Genomic DNA, 14,032 nt, shown 5'->3' on the forward strand with positions numbered 1-14,032 from the left:
CATGAAGAGCGGAGCCAACAGATGAGCTGGGACTATTGTATAGTCGCATTTTATTTTCCTTAAATATCCATTAATGGTTGGCTATCGCGAAATCGATTGGAAAGGTGAGACTCTTGGCGTATTCACCCTCTGTCAGGAGCATTCCAACCTGCGGCTAGCAGAGAATAATCCTCCGGGTCTTTGGAATCTGGCTGATAATTAGACAATTGTTTATTATTGGAACCGATTATTTCATTCCATGAAACGAGGAGAATCGACATGACGATAACGAGACAATCGGTAGGGGGCAGGCTGGCCATTCTGTTCAGCTTTGTACTGCTCGGGCTGCTCTGCATGCTGGCCATCGCGGACAAAGCATCGGCCCACGGCTACATTTCTTCGCCTGCCAGCCGGACGCTGCTCTGCAGCCAAGGCACCAACAAGGATTGCGGAGCGATTCAGTATGAGCCGCAAAGCGTAGAGGGCATTGGCGGATTCCCCGCAGAAGGCCCGGCTGACGGCAAGGTTGCCGGAGCGGGCAAATATACCGAGCTGGATGCCCAGTCGGCCGACCGCTGGAAGAAGGTCGACATGAAGGGTGGCGATAATACGTTTACCTGGAATTTCACGGCCAATCATATGACGGAGAAATGGGACTATTACATTACGAAGATCGGCTGGGATCCGAACAAGCCGCTCACGCGCGACCAGTTGGAAGCAAAGCCCTTCTGTACGGTAGACGGCGGAATGAAGAAGCCGGAGATGACGGTTACGCATAAATGCAAGGTACCGACGGACCGGACAGGCTACTACATTATTCTTGGCGTATGGGAAATCGGCGACACTGTTAATGCCTTCTATCAGGCGATTGACGTCAATCTGACGCAAGGCGGCGGAACAACGACTCCGGATCCGGACCCGGTTGTGCTGCCTAACTTCCCGGACAGCGTATGGTGTTCCGGCCATACCGACAGCAGCATTACGATGTCCTGGTCAGCTTCGACAGCCTCTGCGGGAATTAAAAATTACGAAATAAGCCGTGACGGTAAAGTGGTAGGCACCTCCGCAGGAACCAGCTATACGGATAGCGGATTGCAGGCGGATTCGTCTTATTCGTATACGATTGCGGCAGTAGACAACAAAGGTAACCGCTCGGCGGCCAGCGTGCCGGTATCGGCAAGTACGCTGCCTGCCGCAACGCCGGCGCCGGACACGCAGGCTCCAACCAGACCGGCGGGACTTACAGCTGGCAATGTAACGGACACTACAGCGGCCTTCAGCTGGACGGCGGCCACCGACAATACCGGTGTTGTGAAATACGAGGTGTACAGAGGCGGTCTGTTGATCGGAACGACGGCATCCACCTCCTATTCGGACAGCGGATTAAAGGCATCCACCGCATACGCGTATACGGTTATTGCAGTGGACGCGGCGGGTAACCGCTCGGCAGCAAGCGCGGCCTTGACGATTGCGACCAAGGCGGCCGTCGTTACGCCGCCGACGGGAACCGGCACATGGGACAGCGCGAAAGTTTATGTGGCCGGCGATATCGTGACCTACAACGGCATTGAATATAAAGCGGGCTGGTGGACGCAAGGCGAGCTGCCGGACAGCTCGGATGTATGGAAGCCGGTATCGGCAGCTGCCGTGCAGGCTTGGAATAGCGCTAAGGCTTATAACGGCGGCGAACAGGTGGTCTACGAAGGACATACGTACAAGGCGAAATGGTGGACCAAAGGCGAGATTCCCGGTCAGGCCGGGGTATGGGTATTGGTTAAATAGCAGAAGGGGCTGTCCGTCGAGGACAGCCTTTTTCATTAGAAGACCATCGCTAGAGGTTTTTCCCATTATTTGTCGAATTAAAGGGCGAAATGACCATATTCGCAGGTATAGGGAGCTGACCGAATGAGCAATACGATTAGTATGGAGAAGCTGATAGACTGGGGGCATTTTGTTAAGGTTGCTTACGAGATGTACGCGCAGAATCATCTGTCGCCGGTAAAGCCTGCGGACTTTCCGGCGGGCTGGGAGCTGGTGGCCAATCTGACGATGACGCCGCATCTCGAAAAGATGCAGGAAAGGGAATTCGGAGGCTTTATTGCGAGATCCGCGGACAATCCGCTGCAGCAGGCGGTGGTGATTCGCGGAACGGAAAGTCCGCTGGACTGGCTGTCGGACTTCGAGTTCATACTCGAGACGTTCCATGAGGTGCCGGATGGCGGCAAGACGGAGCAAGGATTTACGAATCTATACCGCAGCATGATGGTGGAATACGCGGACGCGAGTATTCCTTCCGAGACGCTGATGGCGTCCATCGATGCGCTGCCGCAAGGTACAAGGCTTCTTGTAACCGGACATAGTCTAGGCAGCTCGCTAGCTACGCTCCATGCCTTTCTCGCCGGAAGCAAAAACGTGGATGTCGAGCTCATAACCTTCGCTTCCCCTCGCGTTGGCGACAAGAGCTTTGTTGAAGCCTTCCAGCGGATGAACATTCCGAATACCCGCATTTTCAATACGCCGGATATCGTGCCGCAGGTACCGGTGGAGATCGCCGGTTACCGTCATCTTGAGCCGGGACTCGAGATTAACTCCGCCTTATACCCAATTAAGCATTCCATCCCTTGTTATCATGCGTTAAGCACCTACCTGTACGTAATGGGAGATACGGAAGCTAATATTTCGAAATGCAAAACCACTCCGTAAGGAGAAGAAGAGAAGGAACACCTTACTTTAAGAGGTGTCCCTTTTTTGTTTATAATAAATTGAACAACAGGAGCAGGGGAGAATAGTCGTCATGAAGGAACAGGAATTTCAACAGTGGATTCAAGACTTTTACAAAGAGCGCGGCTGGTCGGGTTACGGTCCGTTTGAGCGGATGGCTTTCCTGACGGAGGAAGTTGGAGAGACGGCCAGAGTGGTAAGGACGATCGAGATTGGACGGGACCGCCCGGATGAAGCTGCCCAGCCCGCCGAAGTGCTGAAGCAGGAATTGATCGAGGAGCTTGGGGACGTATTGGCGAATGTCTATATTCTTGCGGGGATCTACGATCTTTCCATAGAGGAAGTTCTGAGAGCACATAAAGACAAGCTAAGCAAGCGCTACAGCAAAGAATAGCAGGGGGATTATCATGAACAAAATTTGCGTATTTGCCGGCTCCAATGCCGGAGTAAGTCCGGAGTACGGACAAGCGGCAACTCAATTGGGGCAACTGATGGCTGCAAAAGGAATGGAATTGGTCTATGGCGGCTCCCGAATCGGCCTGATGGGGCTTGTAGCCGATGCGGTGCTGGCTAACGGCGGCCGTGTAACCGGAGTGATGCCGCGCGGCCTGTTCATCGGCGAGATGGCGCATAAAGGTCTGACGGAGTTTATTGAAGTAGGGAACATGCATGAGCGAAAAGCCCTGATGTCCGAGCTGTCCGACGGCTATATCGCGCTGCCTGGCGGGCTTGGAACCTTCGAGGAATTGTTCGAGGTGGCGAGCTGGGCGCAGCTTGGCATTCACAAGAAGCCGGTTGGCATTCTGAACGTGAAGGGCTTCTATCAGCCGATCGCCGACATGCTGAAGCAGACGGTCTCGGCGGGTTTTATGCGGGATACAAATCTGGGGCTTATGCTTTTTGAAGAAAATCCGTCCGTTCTGCTGGACCTCATGGCCGCGTACACGGCTCCGGAACAGGCGAATAAATGGGCGGAGCTTCCTAAATAAACGAGATTTGCCGTTTGTAGACAGGCCTCGGCCCCAGCAAGGAGCCGGTACCCCGAAGGGGCGAGGAGCTTCTATTCCTATCAAGTAGAGCTATATTGGATATCGTCCAGCATAATAAGGCGTTTGTGGCCGGGAGTTTAAAGTATAATCAGTCGAATTTGGGCGATTGTTGCTCATTCCTGTTACTTTTAGTGGAGTAAATCCAACGTAAGGGCGATTCCTTAAAAAAAGGGCTGTCTCACCGATGTGAGACAGCCCTTTTTTTCGCTAACAAATTTACACCTTGGTGTACTGCTTGATCAGGTCCGCAAGCTCGCTCCAATGCTCGCAGTTCTCCCAATGGAAGGAGGCCGGCAGCTCGGCCATCTCTTCCCACGAACGCTTCGCTAGGTAAGGCTTCAGCATTTGCTCAACGCAGATGGCCTGCATGATCGTTCTCATCCGGAATTGAAGCGGGTAACGCTCCTCCGCCGAGATTGGCTTGAAATAGGTGGCCGCCATGTAGTCGACAAGCGCCTCGCCTTTTTCCTGCTCCTTATGCTGGTTCCACACCTGCTTGATTTCGTCGGTTAGTTCTCTCCAAGGCGTGCCTGCCTTTGGATACACAATGCCCATCGTTGCCGCATCCTTATAAGTCCAGAGCGCCCACGATACATCATGCTCTTCGCATAGATCGAGCATATCTTCGATAATCGTCATCTGGAAGTCGATCTGCTCCTGCTCGAATACCAAGCCCAGCTCGCCGCACCAGACCGGACGCTTGTATTTTTCGCGGATGCTGACCAGCTTGCCGAAGGCTTCGGCGAAAATCTCTTTCCGGCGCGTACGGTCCATCTCCGGCGTAAGAACAGCCGGCTCGTCCACAAACGGATAGAAGTGGAACTCATACGCCACCTGCGGATCGTCGATCGGATCAATCATCGTAAAGTCGGTTGTGAACTTGTTGCCTTCGATAAAGATGATATGATGCTCGTCGTATTGGCGGATCTCCGCGATAATCTTCTCATAGAACTCGTTAAACACCTTTGCGTTAGTCACTTGCGACGGCTCGTTGACGATGTCGTAAGCAGCAATCCAAGGCTGATCCTTGTAATATTGGGCGATATGGCCCCATAGCTTGATTACCGTATCGCGCAGCGCGGCGTATTCCCAGAACAGCGGCAGACCGGAGTTCGTATCGCAATGCCAGTCCGGGTTTTGTCCGCCCGGTACGGAGTGGAGGTCAAGAATCGCGTAGATCTCGTATTTCTCGCAGAGGTTGACGATATGATCGAGATAGGCAAAACCTTCTTTTTTATAGACGCCAGGGTTCTGGTCATCGATGAAATATTTATAGTTGAACGGGATGCGCAGATGGTTCACGCCAATGCTTTTCAGGAACTCAAAGTCCTTCTCGTCCACAAACTCCAGCAGGAAGCGGTCGAAAAATTTGGCTGCGCGTTCCTCGCCGTACACCTCGTCGAATGCTTTCTTGATCATCGTATCGGTGCCGGGAAGGCCAATCATGAAATGCTCAAGATTCATCCAGGAGCCAAGTCCAAAGCCCCGGAAAAAGATTTTTTCCCCGTTCACGACAAAATCCTCGCCGCGCACTTGCACAAAGTTGTTCAGGTTTGTTGTCATCTATATAACCTCGTCTCTTAGATTAGTTTTTCATGCCGGTAGTGGCCACGCTTTGAATAAAGAACCGTTCCCCGATCAGGAACACGATCACCATCGGAATCGTTGCGAACACCGTTCCGGCCATCAGCAGGCCGTAATCCATCGTATGCTCGGTCTGGAATGCCTTCAGGCCAAGCTGAAGCGTCTTCAGCATATCGTCGTTCAAGTAAATAAGCGGTGCCAGATAGTCGTTCCACATAAAAGTGAAGGTGAAGATGGCGAAGGTAGACAAGCTTGGTGCGGATAGCGGCATAACGATTTTCCAGAAAATCTTCCACTCATTTAAGCCATCTACCCGGGCTGCTTCGTTTAGTTCGTTCGGCAGGCTGAGGAAAAATTGACGCATCAGGAAAATGCCGAAGCCGCTGAATAATTGAATAAGAACGTAACCGGTATGCGTGTTGTACAAGCCTAGCTTGCTGATAATCGTGAACTGCGGAACCATGATCGAATGCCAAGGCATCATCAGGTTCGTCATGAACAGGATAAAGATCGTCTGCTTGAACGGCACCTTCAGCTTCGCGAAGGCGTAAGCCGCCATCGAACAGATCACAACCTGCAGGATCGTAATCAGGACCGATAATTTAAGAGTGTTCAGGAAGTAGCGGCCGAACGGGATCGCCGTCCATACCTCCTGATAGTTGTTCAGATACAGCTTGCTGGGGATCCAATTCATCGGGTTGTTGAACAGATCCACGTCCGTTCGAAGGGACGTCGAAATCATCCATAAGAACGGAAACAGCGTAGCGATCGAAAAGGCGGTTAACACGATGAGTAAGAAATAACTGCCGAACTTACCCCATTTCGATGCAGGGACATCCATTATGAGCACCTCGCTTCCATCTTAGTAAGTCACCCATTTTTTCTCGAGCCGGAATTGAATGAGGGAAATAATCATGATAATCAGGAACAGAACGGTCGACATTGCCGCGGAATAGCCCATCCGGTAGTTGACGAACGCTTCCTGGTAAATGCGGAATACAAGCACGTTCGTGGAACGGCCCGGTCCGCCGTCCGTCATGACCGATACCAGGTCAAACACCTGGAAGGAGTTAATAATCGTTAGAATGAGAACCATAAATAGGGTTGGCGAAAGCGACGGCAGCGTAATGTACAGAAACTGCTTGAAGCGGTTCGCCCCGTCCAGTCTGGCCGATTCGTACAGATGGGTCGGAATGCCCTGAATGCCAGCCAGCAAAATAATCATGTAGTAGCCGAAGCTTTTCCATACGGCTACCACGACAATGGCGATGAGCGCCCACTTCGAGGCCATCAGCCACTGAGGCGGATTGGCGATGCCAATCGCTTCAAGCATATGGTTGATTGGTCCGGACATCGGGTTGAACAGCAGCGCCCAGACGATAGCGATCGATACCATCGACGTGATTTGCGGAAAATAAAAAGCCATACGCAAATATTTGCGCAGATACAGGACCGAATTCAGGGCGATAGCCGCAAGCAAAGCGAGCAGCATCGTTAACGGAACGAACAGGACGGTGTAGAGAAGATTATTTTTGAGGGATACGATAAAATAATCGTCCTTGAACAGCTTTGCATAGTTGTCAAAGCCAATATAGTTGGCCTTTACGTTGAAGCCGCCGTAATCGGTAAAGCTCATGACAAAGCCGTAAACGAGCGGGATTAAAATAAAGACGGCAAACAGCGCAAAAGCCGGTAGGATAAACAGCGTCCCTGTCAGATACGGCTTGAACTGAGGCAGTCGTCTGCTGGTCATGGAAGAACCTCCTTGCTGGTTATTAAAGCCAATTTCGTGCCTTGAAATAAGATCGGCTTCCGTCACGAAGAAGCGGAAGCCGATGATTGCTTAGCTAGATAACGTGCTGCGCATTACTTGTTGAGAACGGACTTGCGGGCATCCATGTAGTTCTGGATCGCTTTCTTCGAATCGATCTCCTGGAACAGGAACAGGTCGCGCTGCTCGTTGTATACCCGGTTGATCTCGTCGATTTGAGCGACAGGCTGATTCTCGATGACGGTATTGGCTTCGAAGAAGTAGCCGCTGCCTTGAATGCCGGTAGCGCCAAGGAAAGCGTCCTTGGTTTTGTCGCTGGAGTAAGCCGGCAGTACGCTCGACTGCGCGATAATGGATTCGCCTTGCTCGCCGGTCAGAAACTTCACGAACTCGAACGCAGCGTCGGCATTTTTGCTTGCCGGGTTAATGCCGATGAAGGTGCTCACGCCGCCAACGGTAACCGGATCGGTTGTACCTTCCGGAAGAGGCAGGGGCGCCATGTCAAAGTTGATGTTCGTCTTGCCGCTTTCGATATCGGCCTTCAGCATGTTGACGGTCCATTCGCCGTTGACCAGCATCGCGACGTTGCCGCTCTCGAACTGCTTGATCCAGTCGACGCTCTCGCCGTTCATTTGCTTATAGCTCATATGGGATTGATCCTTGTAATACAAGCGGTCAAGGTAGTCCAGCCAGCTGCCCACGTCGTCCAGGCTGTCATCGAGAATGGTTGTCCCTTTCTGGAGAGCGCCAAGCGGTGCCGTAAGCCAATCCGCGAAATAACCGCCCCATTGCTTGCCGGTCCCGTCTCCTTTGGTCAGCTGCTTCGCCAGATCCGCGTACTCGTCCCAAGTCATTTGGGTCGGATAAGGAATGCCTTCCTTATCAAAGATGGCTTTGTTGTAGAATAGGGCGTATTCGGAAGTCCGGTAAGGAAGAGCGTAATATTTGCCGTCTGTCAGCAGCTCGACAATGTCCTGGTAGCTGGGGCCGTAAGCGCCAACGTCGAGGTTTGCCGATTTGATGCGGTCGGTGAGGTCGATCAGCTGGTTTTTGGAAGAGTAAAGACCAAGGCTGGACGTGCCGTTAATGCTGTACAGGTCCATTTTGGAGCCGCCGGTCAGGTTGTTCATGATCTTTGTGTTGTACTCATCCGCATTGTTGCTGATCGTGTTCATCTTCACTTGAATGCTGCTGTTCTGCGCGTTGAAGGTATCGACAACCTTCTGCATGTAGTCGGCTTCGTCCGTCCAAGTGTAATATTCCAAAACCGTCTTGCCGCCCCCGGCAGCATTGTTTTGCGTATTTGTATCGTTCGAGCCGCATCCGGCAGCGGATACGCCAAGAGCGGCAATAAGGGCCAAGCTGAAGTAGCTGCGAGTTTTCATCGTGATGTTCCCTCCTAAGCTTTGTAGTCCTTTTATAGTAAATCCGCCCGGCCAATCCGGTAAGGTTGAAGTTTTATCATCGCCTGAAACAGGAGGAAAGGGCTGAATTCGCATGAATTGCCGGGGATGGGCGGTAGGATAGAGAGGGGTGGTTGTATAAAACTTCAACCTCTACAGCTGCGCAAAGATCAAATAAAATAGATTTTATTTGGTTGATTTGGTTCGAAAGGATGGCGTCCATGTTTATCTTCTTTGTGTTTCTCTTGTTTATTGCCATCGCGGTATTCTGCCTGACCCAGCAAAAATATACGAAAGCCACGTTGTTCATGCTGCTGATGGGCTTGTCCTATCTGATTGTCGTAACCTGCATCATTACGTACATGAGCAAAGACGCTTATTATTACAACAGCATGGATAAGTATTTCGGCATCAAAAAAGGGCTGCAAAACCAGCTGCTGTTCCTGCCGATTTCCCGGCTGGCCCTTATCCGGATTTTTCACCTGTTTACGCTGCTGTTCCTGTACGCCGGCCTGCTCTCGGCATTGTATTTCGCCTATGATCTGAGCGCCAAACGCAGCCGCTGGCTGCTTGCTCTCGCCGCGCTGCCTTGCGTCCTGCAGGCGGTTATCTATGATCCGGTCTTTTACGAGCATCTGTACTACAAGCTTTATCCGGACTATATGTCCGCGCAACGGATTCAATCGCTCTATGAAACGATGCATAAGGTAACTCTGACGGTGAATACCTCGTATATTGCGGCGGGTATTCTTCTGCTGCTGTATGCTTTGTATAATGCCCCGAAAGTCCGCCTCATACGAAGCAATATCCTGATGATTATCATCTCGTACGTATCGGTTCATATTACGTACTTATACATGAACTATTGGGCTCCGAATATTCTGGTGCAGGTGTCGAAAGCGGCGCATTTTGTCCGGTACAAACCGATTAATCTGGTAGGCAACCCGTCCATCTACTCGCTGCTGCCGTATGTCTCGGGGTTATGCTTGTTTGTCAGCCTATACAGCATCTACATGTACGCGCGGATCCAGAACAAGATTAATAACCAGGAGACGATTATCTCGCGCAATATCGATTCCGCCCTGCTAACCTCCCGCGTTTTCAGCCACTATATGAAGAACGAGCTGTTAGCGATTAAGGCGCAGACGGAATACCTGGAGAGCTTATGCGAGGAGCAGCCGGAACTGGTGGAGGAGCTGCAGGTCATTGAACAGCGGTGCAATAAGGTCTATACTCGCCTTGATGCCATTCATCAGAAAAATCTGAAGGCCAGAATCGAGCTGGAGCCGGTCTCTTTGTTCGATCTGCTTGATAAGCTGCTGGACGAGATGAGCGCGGAGCTGAAGTCGGTAGGGGTTCAATACGCACGATCCCAGCGGAAGCTGATGATTATGGCGGATCCTTATTATTTCTCCCAAGCGGTAGAGAATATCGTAACCAACGCGGCGGAAGCGCTGGAGTTCGTCCCGGAGAAATCCCGGCAGATCGACTTTCGGGTAAACGTGAAAAACAAATGGGTCGAGCTGGTCATCCAAGATAACGGACCCGGCATTTCGGAAGAAAATCTGGCGAATATTTTTCAGCCGTTCTATTCGTCCAAGCCTACGGCCACCAACTGGGGAATGGGGCTGTCGATCTGCCATACGATTATTGCGGCCCATGGGGGCAAGATCAGCGTCGACAGCAAGGCCGGAACCGGCACGGCGTTTCATATTGTCATTCCTTTACTTTCATTGGACAAGCAGGAGAGGAGATGAAGCAGCGTGAGCACGCCCATTAAAGTATTGATTGTGGAAGACGATCCCTTGATTTGTAAGCGATATCAGATGATCCTTTCGAAGGACGAAGAGATTGAATTCGTTGGCAGGGCGGCCAGCGGATACGAAGGCACGATGCTGGCTGCGCTCAATAAGCCGGATGTGATCCTGATGGATATCGAGCTGGAGGATAAACAGGCGGGGCTTCGGGCAACGTCCGAAATCCTGAATTATATGCCGGATATCAAGATTGTGATGCTGACCGTGTGCGAGACGGACGAGACGGTATTTCGAGCTTTCGAGCTAGGGGCAACCAACTATTTGCTCAAAAATATGCCGGCGGAGTCGATTATCGAGGCGGTGAAGGATGCTTATCACGACCGGCCGTCCTTGCATTCGAATATTGCAGGCAAGATAACGAAGGAATTCAAGCGGATCAAGACGACGGAAGACAGTCTGCTGCATAACTTTTATATTTTTACCCAGCTGACGCCAACCGAGCTAGAGGTGCTGGAGCTTCTAATGAAGGACTACACCCGCCAGGAAATATGCAAGCTGCGCCATGTGGAGCCTTCAACCTTGAAGTCGCAGATCAACAGCATTTTGAAAAAGTTCAACAAGAGCAGCGTGCTGGAAATCGTGGAGCTTTTGCGGGAGCTTCATATTCCTGAGATTTTATCGCAGCGCAAGGCGAAGAACTAGAAAAAGGCTGTCCCAAGTTTTGGGACGGCCTTTTTATTTTTCACCGTACGTTGGATTGCCTGCAGTAAAAACCGGATAAAAGGAAAGGATTCCTGATCTACGTTGGATTTATTCCAGCAAAAAGGCCCAGAATAAGCCGCTATTACATCAATTGGATTCATTATGCTGCAGAGAATCCAATGTAGATTGGGAATCGGTCAAAAATGTTGGGTTTCGCTGTAGGAATTCCAATGTAGTTCCAATGCAGTTCAATAAACGAACTTCCTTTGGACCAGATAACTGAAGGCGAACAAGAAGACCTCCGTCATCAGCTTGGCAATAAACAGCGGGATTCCTATGCTCTCGTGGAACAGATACAGGAGGGCGTAGTTGGCTACCAGTATGACGACCACAAGAGAGAAATACCGGGGAAGCGACTTTTGCACCGATATCCCTTGTCCATCGTTAAACACATAGCGGCGGTTCATCGTAAAGTTGAAGATTGAGCTGATCACCCTTGCTCCGATAACCGATGCGAGCAGGCTTCCCGTCATCCACTGCAGGAGGAACAGCAGCACGAAATCGACAACCGCCGAGAAGCCCGATGAGGTGACGAACTTCAGGAACGGGAAATAGATTTTGGCCGAATCCGCAAGCGGGCGGAAGTGGGAGGACTTGTTGTTCTCCTGATAAACCGTCTCGATGGGCACCTCTACAAAATCATAGCCGGCTTTAGGCGCCTCCAGCAGCATGTTCATCTCGTATTCGAACCGTTCGCCCGGCACCTGGCACAGCCAGTCGAGCATCTCGGAGGAGTAGCCGCGCAGGCCGGTCTGCGTATCTTGTATCGGCTTCCCCGTTGCTAGAGCATAGACCATCCGGGTCGCCGAATTGCCAAAGCGGCTGCGCAGCGGCACTTTGCCGGTAAACTGCCGGCTTCCGAGTACGATGTGATTGCGGTTTTTGCGCACGGCATCCGTAATTCGAAGAATATCCTCCGGCAAATGCTGCCCGTCGCTGTCGGCGCAGATTACGCCGTCCGTGCCGCCGTGCTGGCGGACATAATCGAAGCCGGTCTTGAGCGCGCAGCCTTTGCCCTGGTTAACGGGGTGCCGGAGTACCGTGCAGCCTGCCTCGGCAGCTGAATCAAAGATCGGCTTGTATTGCTCGCCGCTCCCGTCATCGACAATCAGGATGGATGCCCCTTCGGTCTCCTCTTTCAGATGATGAATAAGCGTGAGCAGTCTTTCGTTCGGCTCGTATGAGGGGATCAGTATAGTCATTGGTTATGGCCTCCATTCTTAAGATTGCGGAATATAGATAATGTCGCTTACGCCGCGTTCATTGCCTTTGCCAAGCGGGTTGTTCACGACGCGTCCCATGAAATACATCGTGGACGAGCCGCCGCCGTCGAGGTTGTAGGCTTCCGTCGCCCCGAGCTCCTTGAATAGATCGGCGAATTCCGTCAGCGTCATGCCGCGGCTGTAGCCGGCGCTTCGGCCGTCAACGACAACAAATACGTAATGGTTCGCGGAGATCATTCCGATGCCGGTCCGCGGGTTCGAGTTCTGAATCGAGCGGTTGCCGAAGTTTTTATCGATCTCCACATGGCTGAAGTCGCCGGCGATTTCGCCGTCCGTAACGAGGGCCGGGCCAAAGGAAAAGGCGTTTGTCACTCCTTGCGCGAGCAGATCGTCGGTTGAGGTTTCTTCCTCGTCGTAAGACTTCATCGTGCCGTCGTTAAACATGGCCAGGCCAATACGAGCCGCTTCGTCCCGGTAAACGGTGCCGTTGCGGATAACAACCCCGTCGCTGCGGAAGCCGTAGTAATCGCCGTTAATGGCGAACACCGCATTGTTGTTTGCAGCAATGGTCGAGGTGTTCTGGGTGATGTTGGTGCCGAAGGAATCCTTGGCAAAAGCTGCAAGCAGGTTCGTTTTGCTGTTAAACGTGACGTCGGCGACATAGTATGTGATCATGTCCGAGCCGGAGCCGGTTTCCACCTTCTTGATGCTGATCGTCTCGTTGTCATCCTTGTAATTCCAGTCGTCGTATTCGGCATCCGAGGATGTCGTTGCGGAGGTAGTGGTGTCGCTGCTTGTGCCGGAGTCCGGGGTCGAGTTAGAGCTGGTTCCGGAGCCAGAGCTGATGCCGGTGTCGGTCCCCTGCGTGATGGATGTGTTAGGCGTTACCTTCACCTCGACATGCTCGATTAAGTACCGGTCGGCAAGCTTGTACAGAATGGCTGCTACGATAAGCAGAATAACCGTTATAGTGGTAAGAATTTTGGATTTGCGCGTGCGGAAAATAGTAACCAACTCCTTAGCAGGCATCTGCCTGAACGTTATGGAGTTATCTTAGAGCGGCAACCTTTAGTCAAACTTAAATAAGGAGGAGGGGGATATGAGGGAGGACTTTTTGGATGGCCGAGGGGGAGGAAACGGTAAAGAGTAGGCGGAGAGGGAGCAGGGGTATCCCCTTCGGTCGCTGTTGCCGGCAGGAAATTTGGATTGGAATCCGCTTTAGCTGATATTTCCCGCCGGCAAAGGCAAACGCTGCGCTCCTCAGGGGATACCCCTGCCCCTTTACTCCACCTGCTGCCCAAGGATCCTCCCTCATATTTGGGAGGGGGGAACAGGAGGGACAGGAGATATTCTAACGAAACGTCGTATCGCTATTTGATCAAAAACGAGAGTTTTGCGGATCTAACGAAACGTCATATCTCTATTTGACAGATTAGGGGCACAGAAATGGGTCGAAGCAGGGAATAGTGATACGTAGTTTCATTAGAAATTCTGGGTAGCCCATTTGGGGCAAATAAGAATATGTAGTTTCGTTAGCGGCACGGACCTGCTCGGAGTAATTGCGGAGTACGGCGATAATGAGGGCAGGGACGGGAAGTGGAGGTTAGTTTGAAAAATAAGCTGCAAATGTGCAGGTTATTGAGGGGGAAGTGGCACCGCACGGTCATTCTGATGCAAAAGTATGCAAAAGTGCAGGTAAATAACCTCGTATAAGCCGAATGGGTGGGAACATAGTAAATTTACCTGTACTTTCGCAGTACGTTGATCGTTAGGCCGGACTAGC

At 51.7% G+C, this 14,032-nt stretch carries 12 protein-coding genes; 6 read left to right on the forward strand and 6 right to left on the reverse strand.

What is annotated here, in order from left to right; genetic code table 11:
- Positions 1 to 258 precede the first annotated feature (258 nt).
- The 4 genes from PGL01S_RS12160 to PGL01S_RS12175 all read left to right on the forward strand — a co-directional run bounded on the left by PGL01S_RS12160 (position 259) and on the right by PGL01S_RS12175 (position 3,689).
- Positions 259 to 1,761: a lytic polysaccharide monooxygenase gene (locus tag PGL01S_RS12160; protein ID WP_127494904.1), complete on the forward strand. Its 1,503-nt coding sequence runs from the start codon at positions 259 to 261 to the stop codon at positions 1,759 to 1,761.
- Positions 1,762 to 1,884: 123 nt separating this feature from the next.
- Positions 1,885 to 2,682 carry a lipase family protein gene (locus tag PGL01S_RS12165; RefSeq protein WP_127494905.1) on the forward strand — a complete coding sequence of 266 codons (798 nt, stop codon included), beginning with the start codon at positions 1,885 to 1,887 and terminating at the stop codon, positions 2,680 to 2,682.
- Positions 2,683 to 2,773: 91 nt separating this feature from the next.
- The gene (locus tag PGL01S_RS12170) at positions 2,774 to 3,094 is read left to right on the forward strand and encodes a MazG nucleotide pyrophosphohydrolase domain-containing protein (protein WP_127494906.1); all 321 of its coding nucleotides are present in this window, start codon (positions 2,774 to 2,776) and stop codon (positions 3,092 to 3,094) included.
- A 13-nt stretch (positions 3,095 to 3,107) separates the two neighbouring features.
- A complete protein-coding gene (locus tag PGL01S_RS12175; protein ID WP_127494907.1) occupies positions 3,108 to 3,689 on the forward strand; it encodes an LOG family protein in 582 nt (193 codons plus the stop codon).
- Positions 3,690 to 3,965: 276 nt separating this feature from the next.
- On the opposite strand, the gene PGL01S_RS12180 is transcribed toward PGL01S_RS12175, so the two are convergent.
- The 4 genes from PGL01S_RS12180 to PGL01S_RS12195 all read right to left on the reverse strand — a co-directional run bounded on the left by PGL01S_RS12180 (position 3,966) and on the right by PGL01S_RS12195 (position 8,489).
- Positions 3,966 to 5,312 carry a glycoside hydrolase family 5 protein gene (locus PGL01S_RS12180; protein ID WP_127494908.1) on the reverse strand — a complete coding sequence of 449 codons (1,347 nt, stop codon included), beginning with the start codon at positions 5,310 to 5,312 and terminating at the stop codon, positions 3,966 to 3,968.
- A 22-nt stretch (positions 5,313 to 5,334) separates the two neighbouring features.
- A complete protein-coding gene (locus tag PGL01S_RS12185) occupies positions 5,335 to 6,174 on the reverse strand; it encodes a carbohydrate ABC transporter permease (RefSeq protein WP_015847649.1) in 840 nt (279 codons plus the stop codon).
- Between the two features lie 21 nt (positions 6,175 to 6,195).
- Entirely contained in the window at positions 6,196 to 7,086 is an 891-nt protein-coding gene (locus tag PGL01S_RS12190; protein ID WP_127494909.1) for a carbohydrate ABC transporter permease, read from the reverse strand.
- Between the two features lie 113 nt (positions 7,087 to 7,199).
- Positions 7,200 to 8,489, reverse strand: coding sequence for an ABC transporter substrate-binding protein (locus tag PGL01S_RS12195; RefSeq protein WP_164775448.1), 1,290 nt, complete (start codon positions 8,487 to 8,489; stop codon positions 7,200 to 7,202).
- 239 nt (positions 8,490 to 8,728) lie between these two features.
- Between PGL01S_RS12195 and PGL01S_RS12200 the strand changes: the two genes are divergently transcribed.
- Together PGL01S_RS12200 and PGL01S_RS12205 are read left to right on the forward strand one after the other, a co-directional pair.
- The gene (locus tag PGL01S_RS12200) at positions 8,729 to 10,264 is read left to right on the forward strand and encodes a sensor histidine kinase (protein WP_164775449.1); all 1,536 of its coding nucleotides are present in this window, start codon (positions 8,729 to 8,731) and stop codon (positions 10,262 to 10,264) included.
- A gap of 6 nt (positions 10,265 to 10,270) precedes the next feature.
- Positions 10,271 to 10,966: a response regulator transcription factor gene (locus PGL01S_RS12205; RefSeq protein ID WP_127494912.1), complete on the forward strand. Its 696-nt coding sequence runs from the start codon at positions 10,271 to 10,273 to the stop codon at positions 10,964 to 10,966.
- Between the two features lie 248 nt (positions 10,967 to 11,214).
- Here the strand turns inward: PGL01S_RS12205 and PGL01S_RS12210 are convergent, their stop codons facing one another.
- Both PGL01S_RS12210 and PGL01S_RS12215 read right to left on the reverse strand, forming a co-directional pair.
- A complete protein-coding gene (locus tag PGL01S_RS12210; protein WP_127494913.1) occupies positions 11,215 to 12,228 on the reverse strand; it encodes a bifunctional glycosyltransferase family 2/GtrA family protein in 1,014 nt (337 codons plus the stop codon).
- Between the two features lie 18 nt (positions 12,229 to 12,246).
- Positions 12,247 to 13,263 carry a phosphodiester glycosidase family protein gene (locus tag PGL01S_RS12215; protein WP_244935572.1) on the reverse strand — a complete coding sequence of 339 codons (1,017 nt, stop codon included), beginning with the start codon at positions 13,261 to 13,263 and terminating at the stop codon, positions 12,247 to 12,249.
- Positions 13,264 to 14,032 lie beyond the last annotated feature (769 nt).

It is taken from the genome of Paenibacillus glycanilyticus NBRC 16618, from assembly GCF_004000805.1.
Taxonomy (GTDB): domain Bacteria; phylum Bacillota; class Bacilli; order Paenibacillales; family Paenibacillaceae; genus Pristimantibacillus; species Pristimantibacillus glycanilyticus.

Excerpts from the sequence above, each read along its gene's own strand:
- PGL01S_RS12195 (WP_164775448.1), bottom strand. The coding sequence starts at position 8,489 with ATGAAAACTCGCAGCTACTTCAGCTTGGCCCTTATTGCCGCTCTTGGC.
- PGL01S_RS12210 (WP_127494913.1), bottom strand. The coding sequence starts at position 12,228 with ATGACTATACTGATCCCCTCATACGAGCCGAACGAAAGACTGCTCACG.
- PGL01S_RS12180 (WP_127494908.1), bottom strand. The coding sequence starts at position 5,312 with ATGACAACAAACCTGAACAACTTTGTGCAAGTGCGCGGCGAGGATTTT.
- PGL01S_RS12160 (WP_127494904.1), top strand. The coding sequence starts at position 259 with ATGACGATAACGAGACAATCGGTAGGGGGCAGGCTGGCCATTCTGTTC.
- PGL01S_RS12165 (WP_127494905.1), top strand. The coding sequence starts at position 1,885 with ATGAGCAATACGATTAGTATGGAGAAGCTGATAGACTGGGGGCATTTT.
- PGL01S_RS12175 (WP_127494907.1), top strand. The coding sequence starts at position 3,108 with ATGAACAAAATTTGCGTATTTGCCGGCTCCAATGCCGGAGTAAGTCCG.
- PGL01S_RS12190 (WP_127494909.1), bottom strand. The coding sequence starts at position 7,086 with ATGACCAGCAGACGACTGCCTCAGTTCAAGCCGTATCTGACAGGGACG.
- PGL01S_RS12200 (WP_164775449.1), top strand. The coding sequence starts at position 8,729 with ATGTTTATCTTCTTTGTGTTTCTCTTGTTTATTGCCATCGCGGTATTC.
- PGL01S_RS12170 (WP_127494906.1), top strand. The coding sequence starts at position 2,774 with ATGAAGGAACAGGAATTTCAACAGTGGATTCAAGACTTTTACAAAGAG.
- PGL01S_RS12185 (WP_015847649.1), bottom strand. The coding sequence starts at position 6,174 with ATGGATGTCCCTGCATCGAAATGGGGTAAGTTCGGCAGTTATTTCTTA.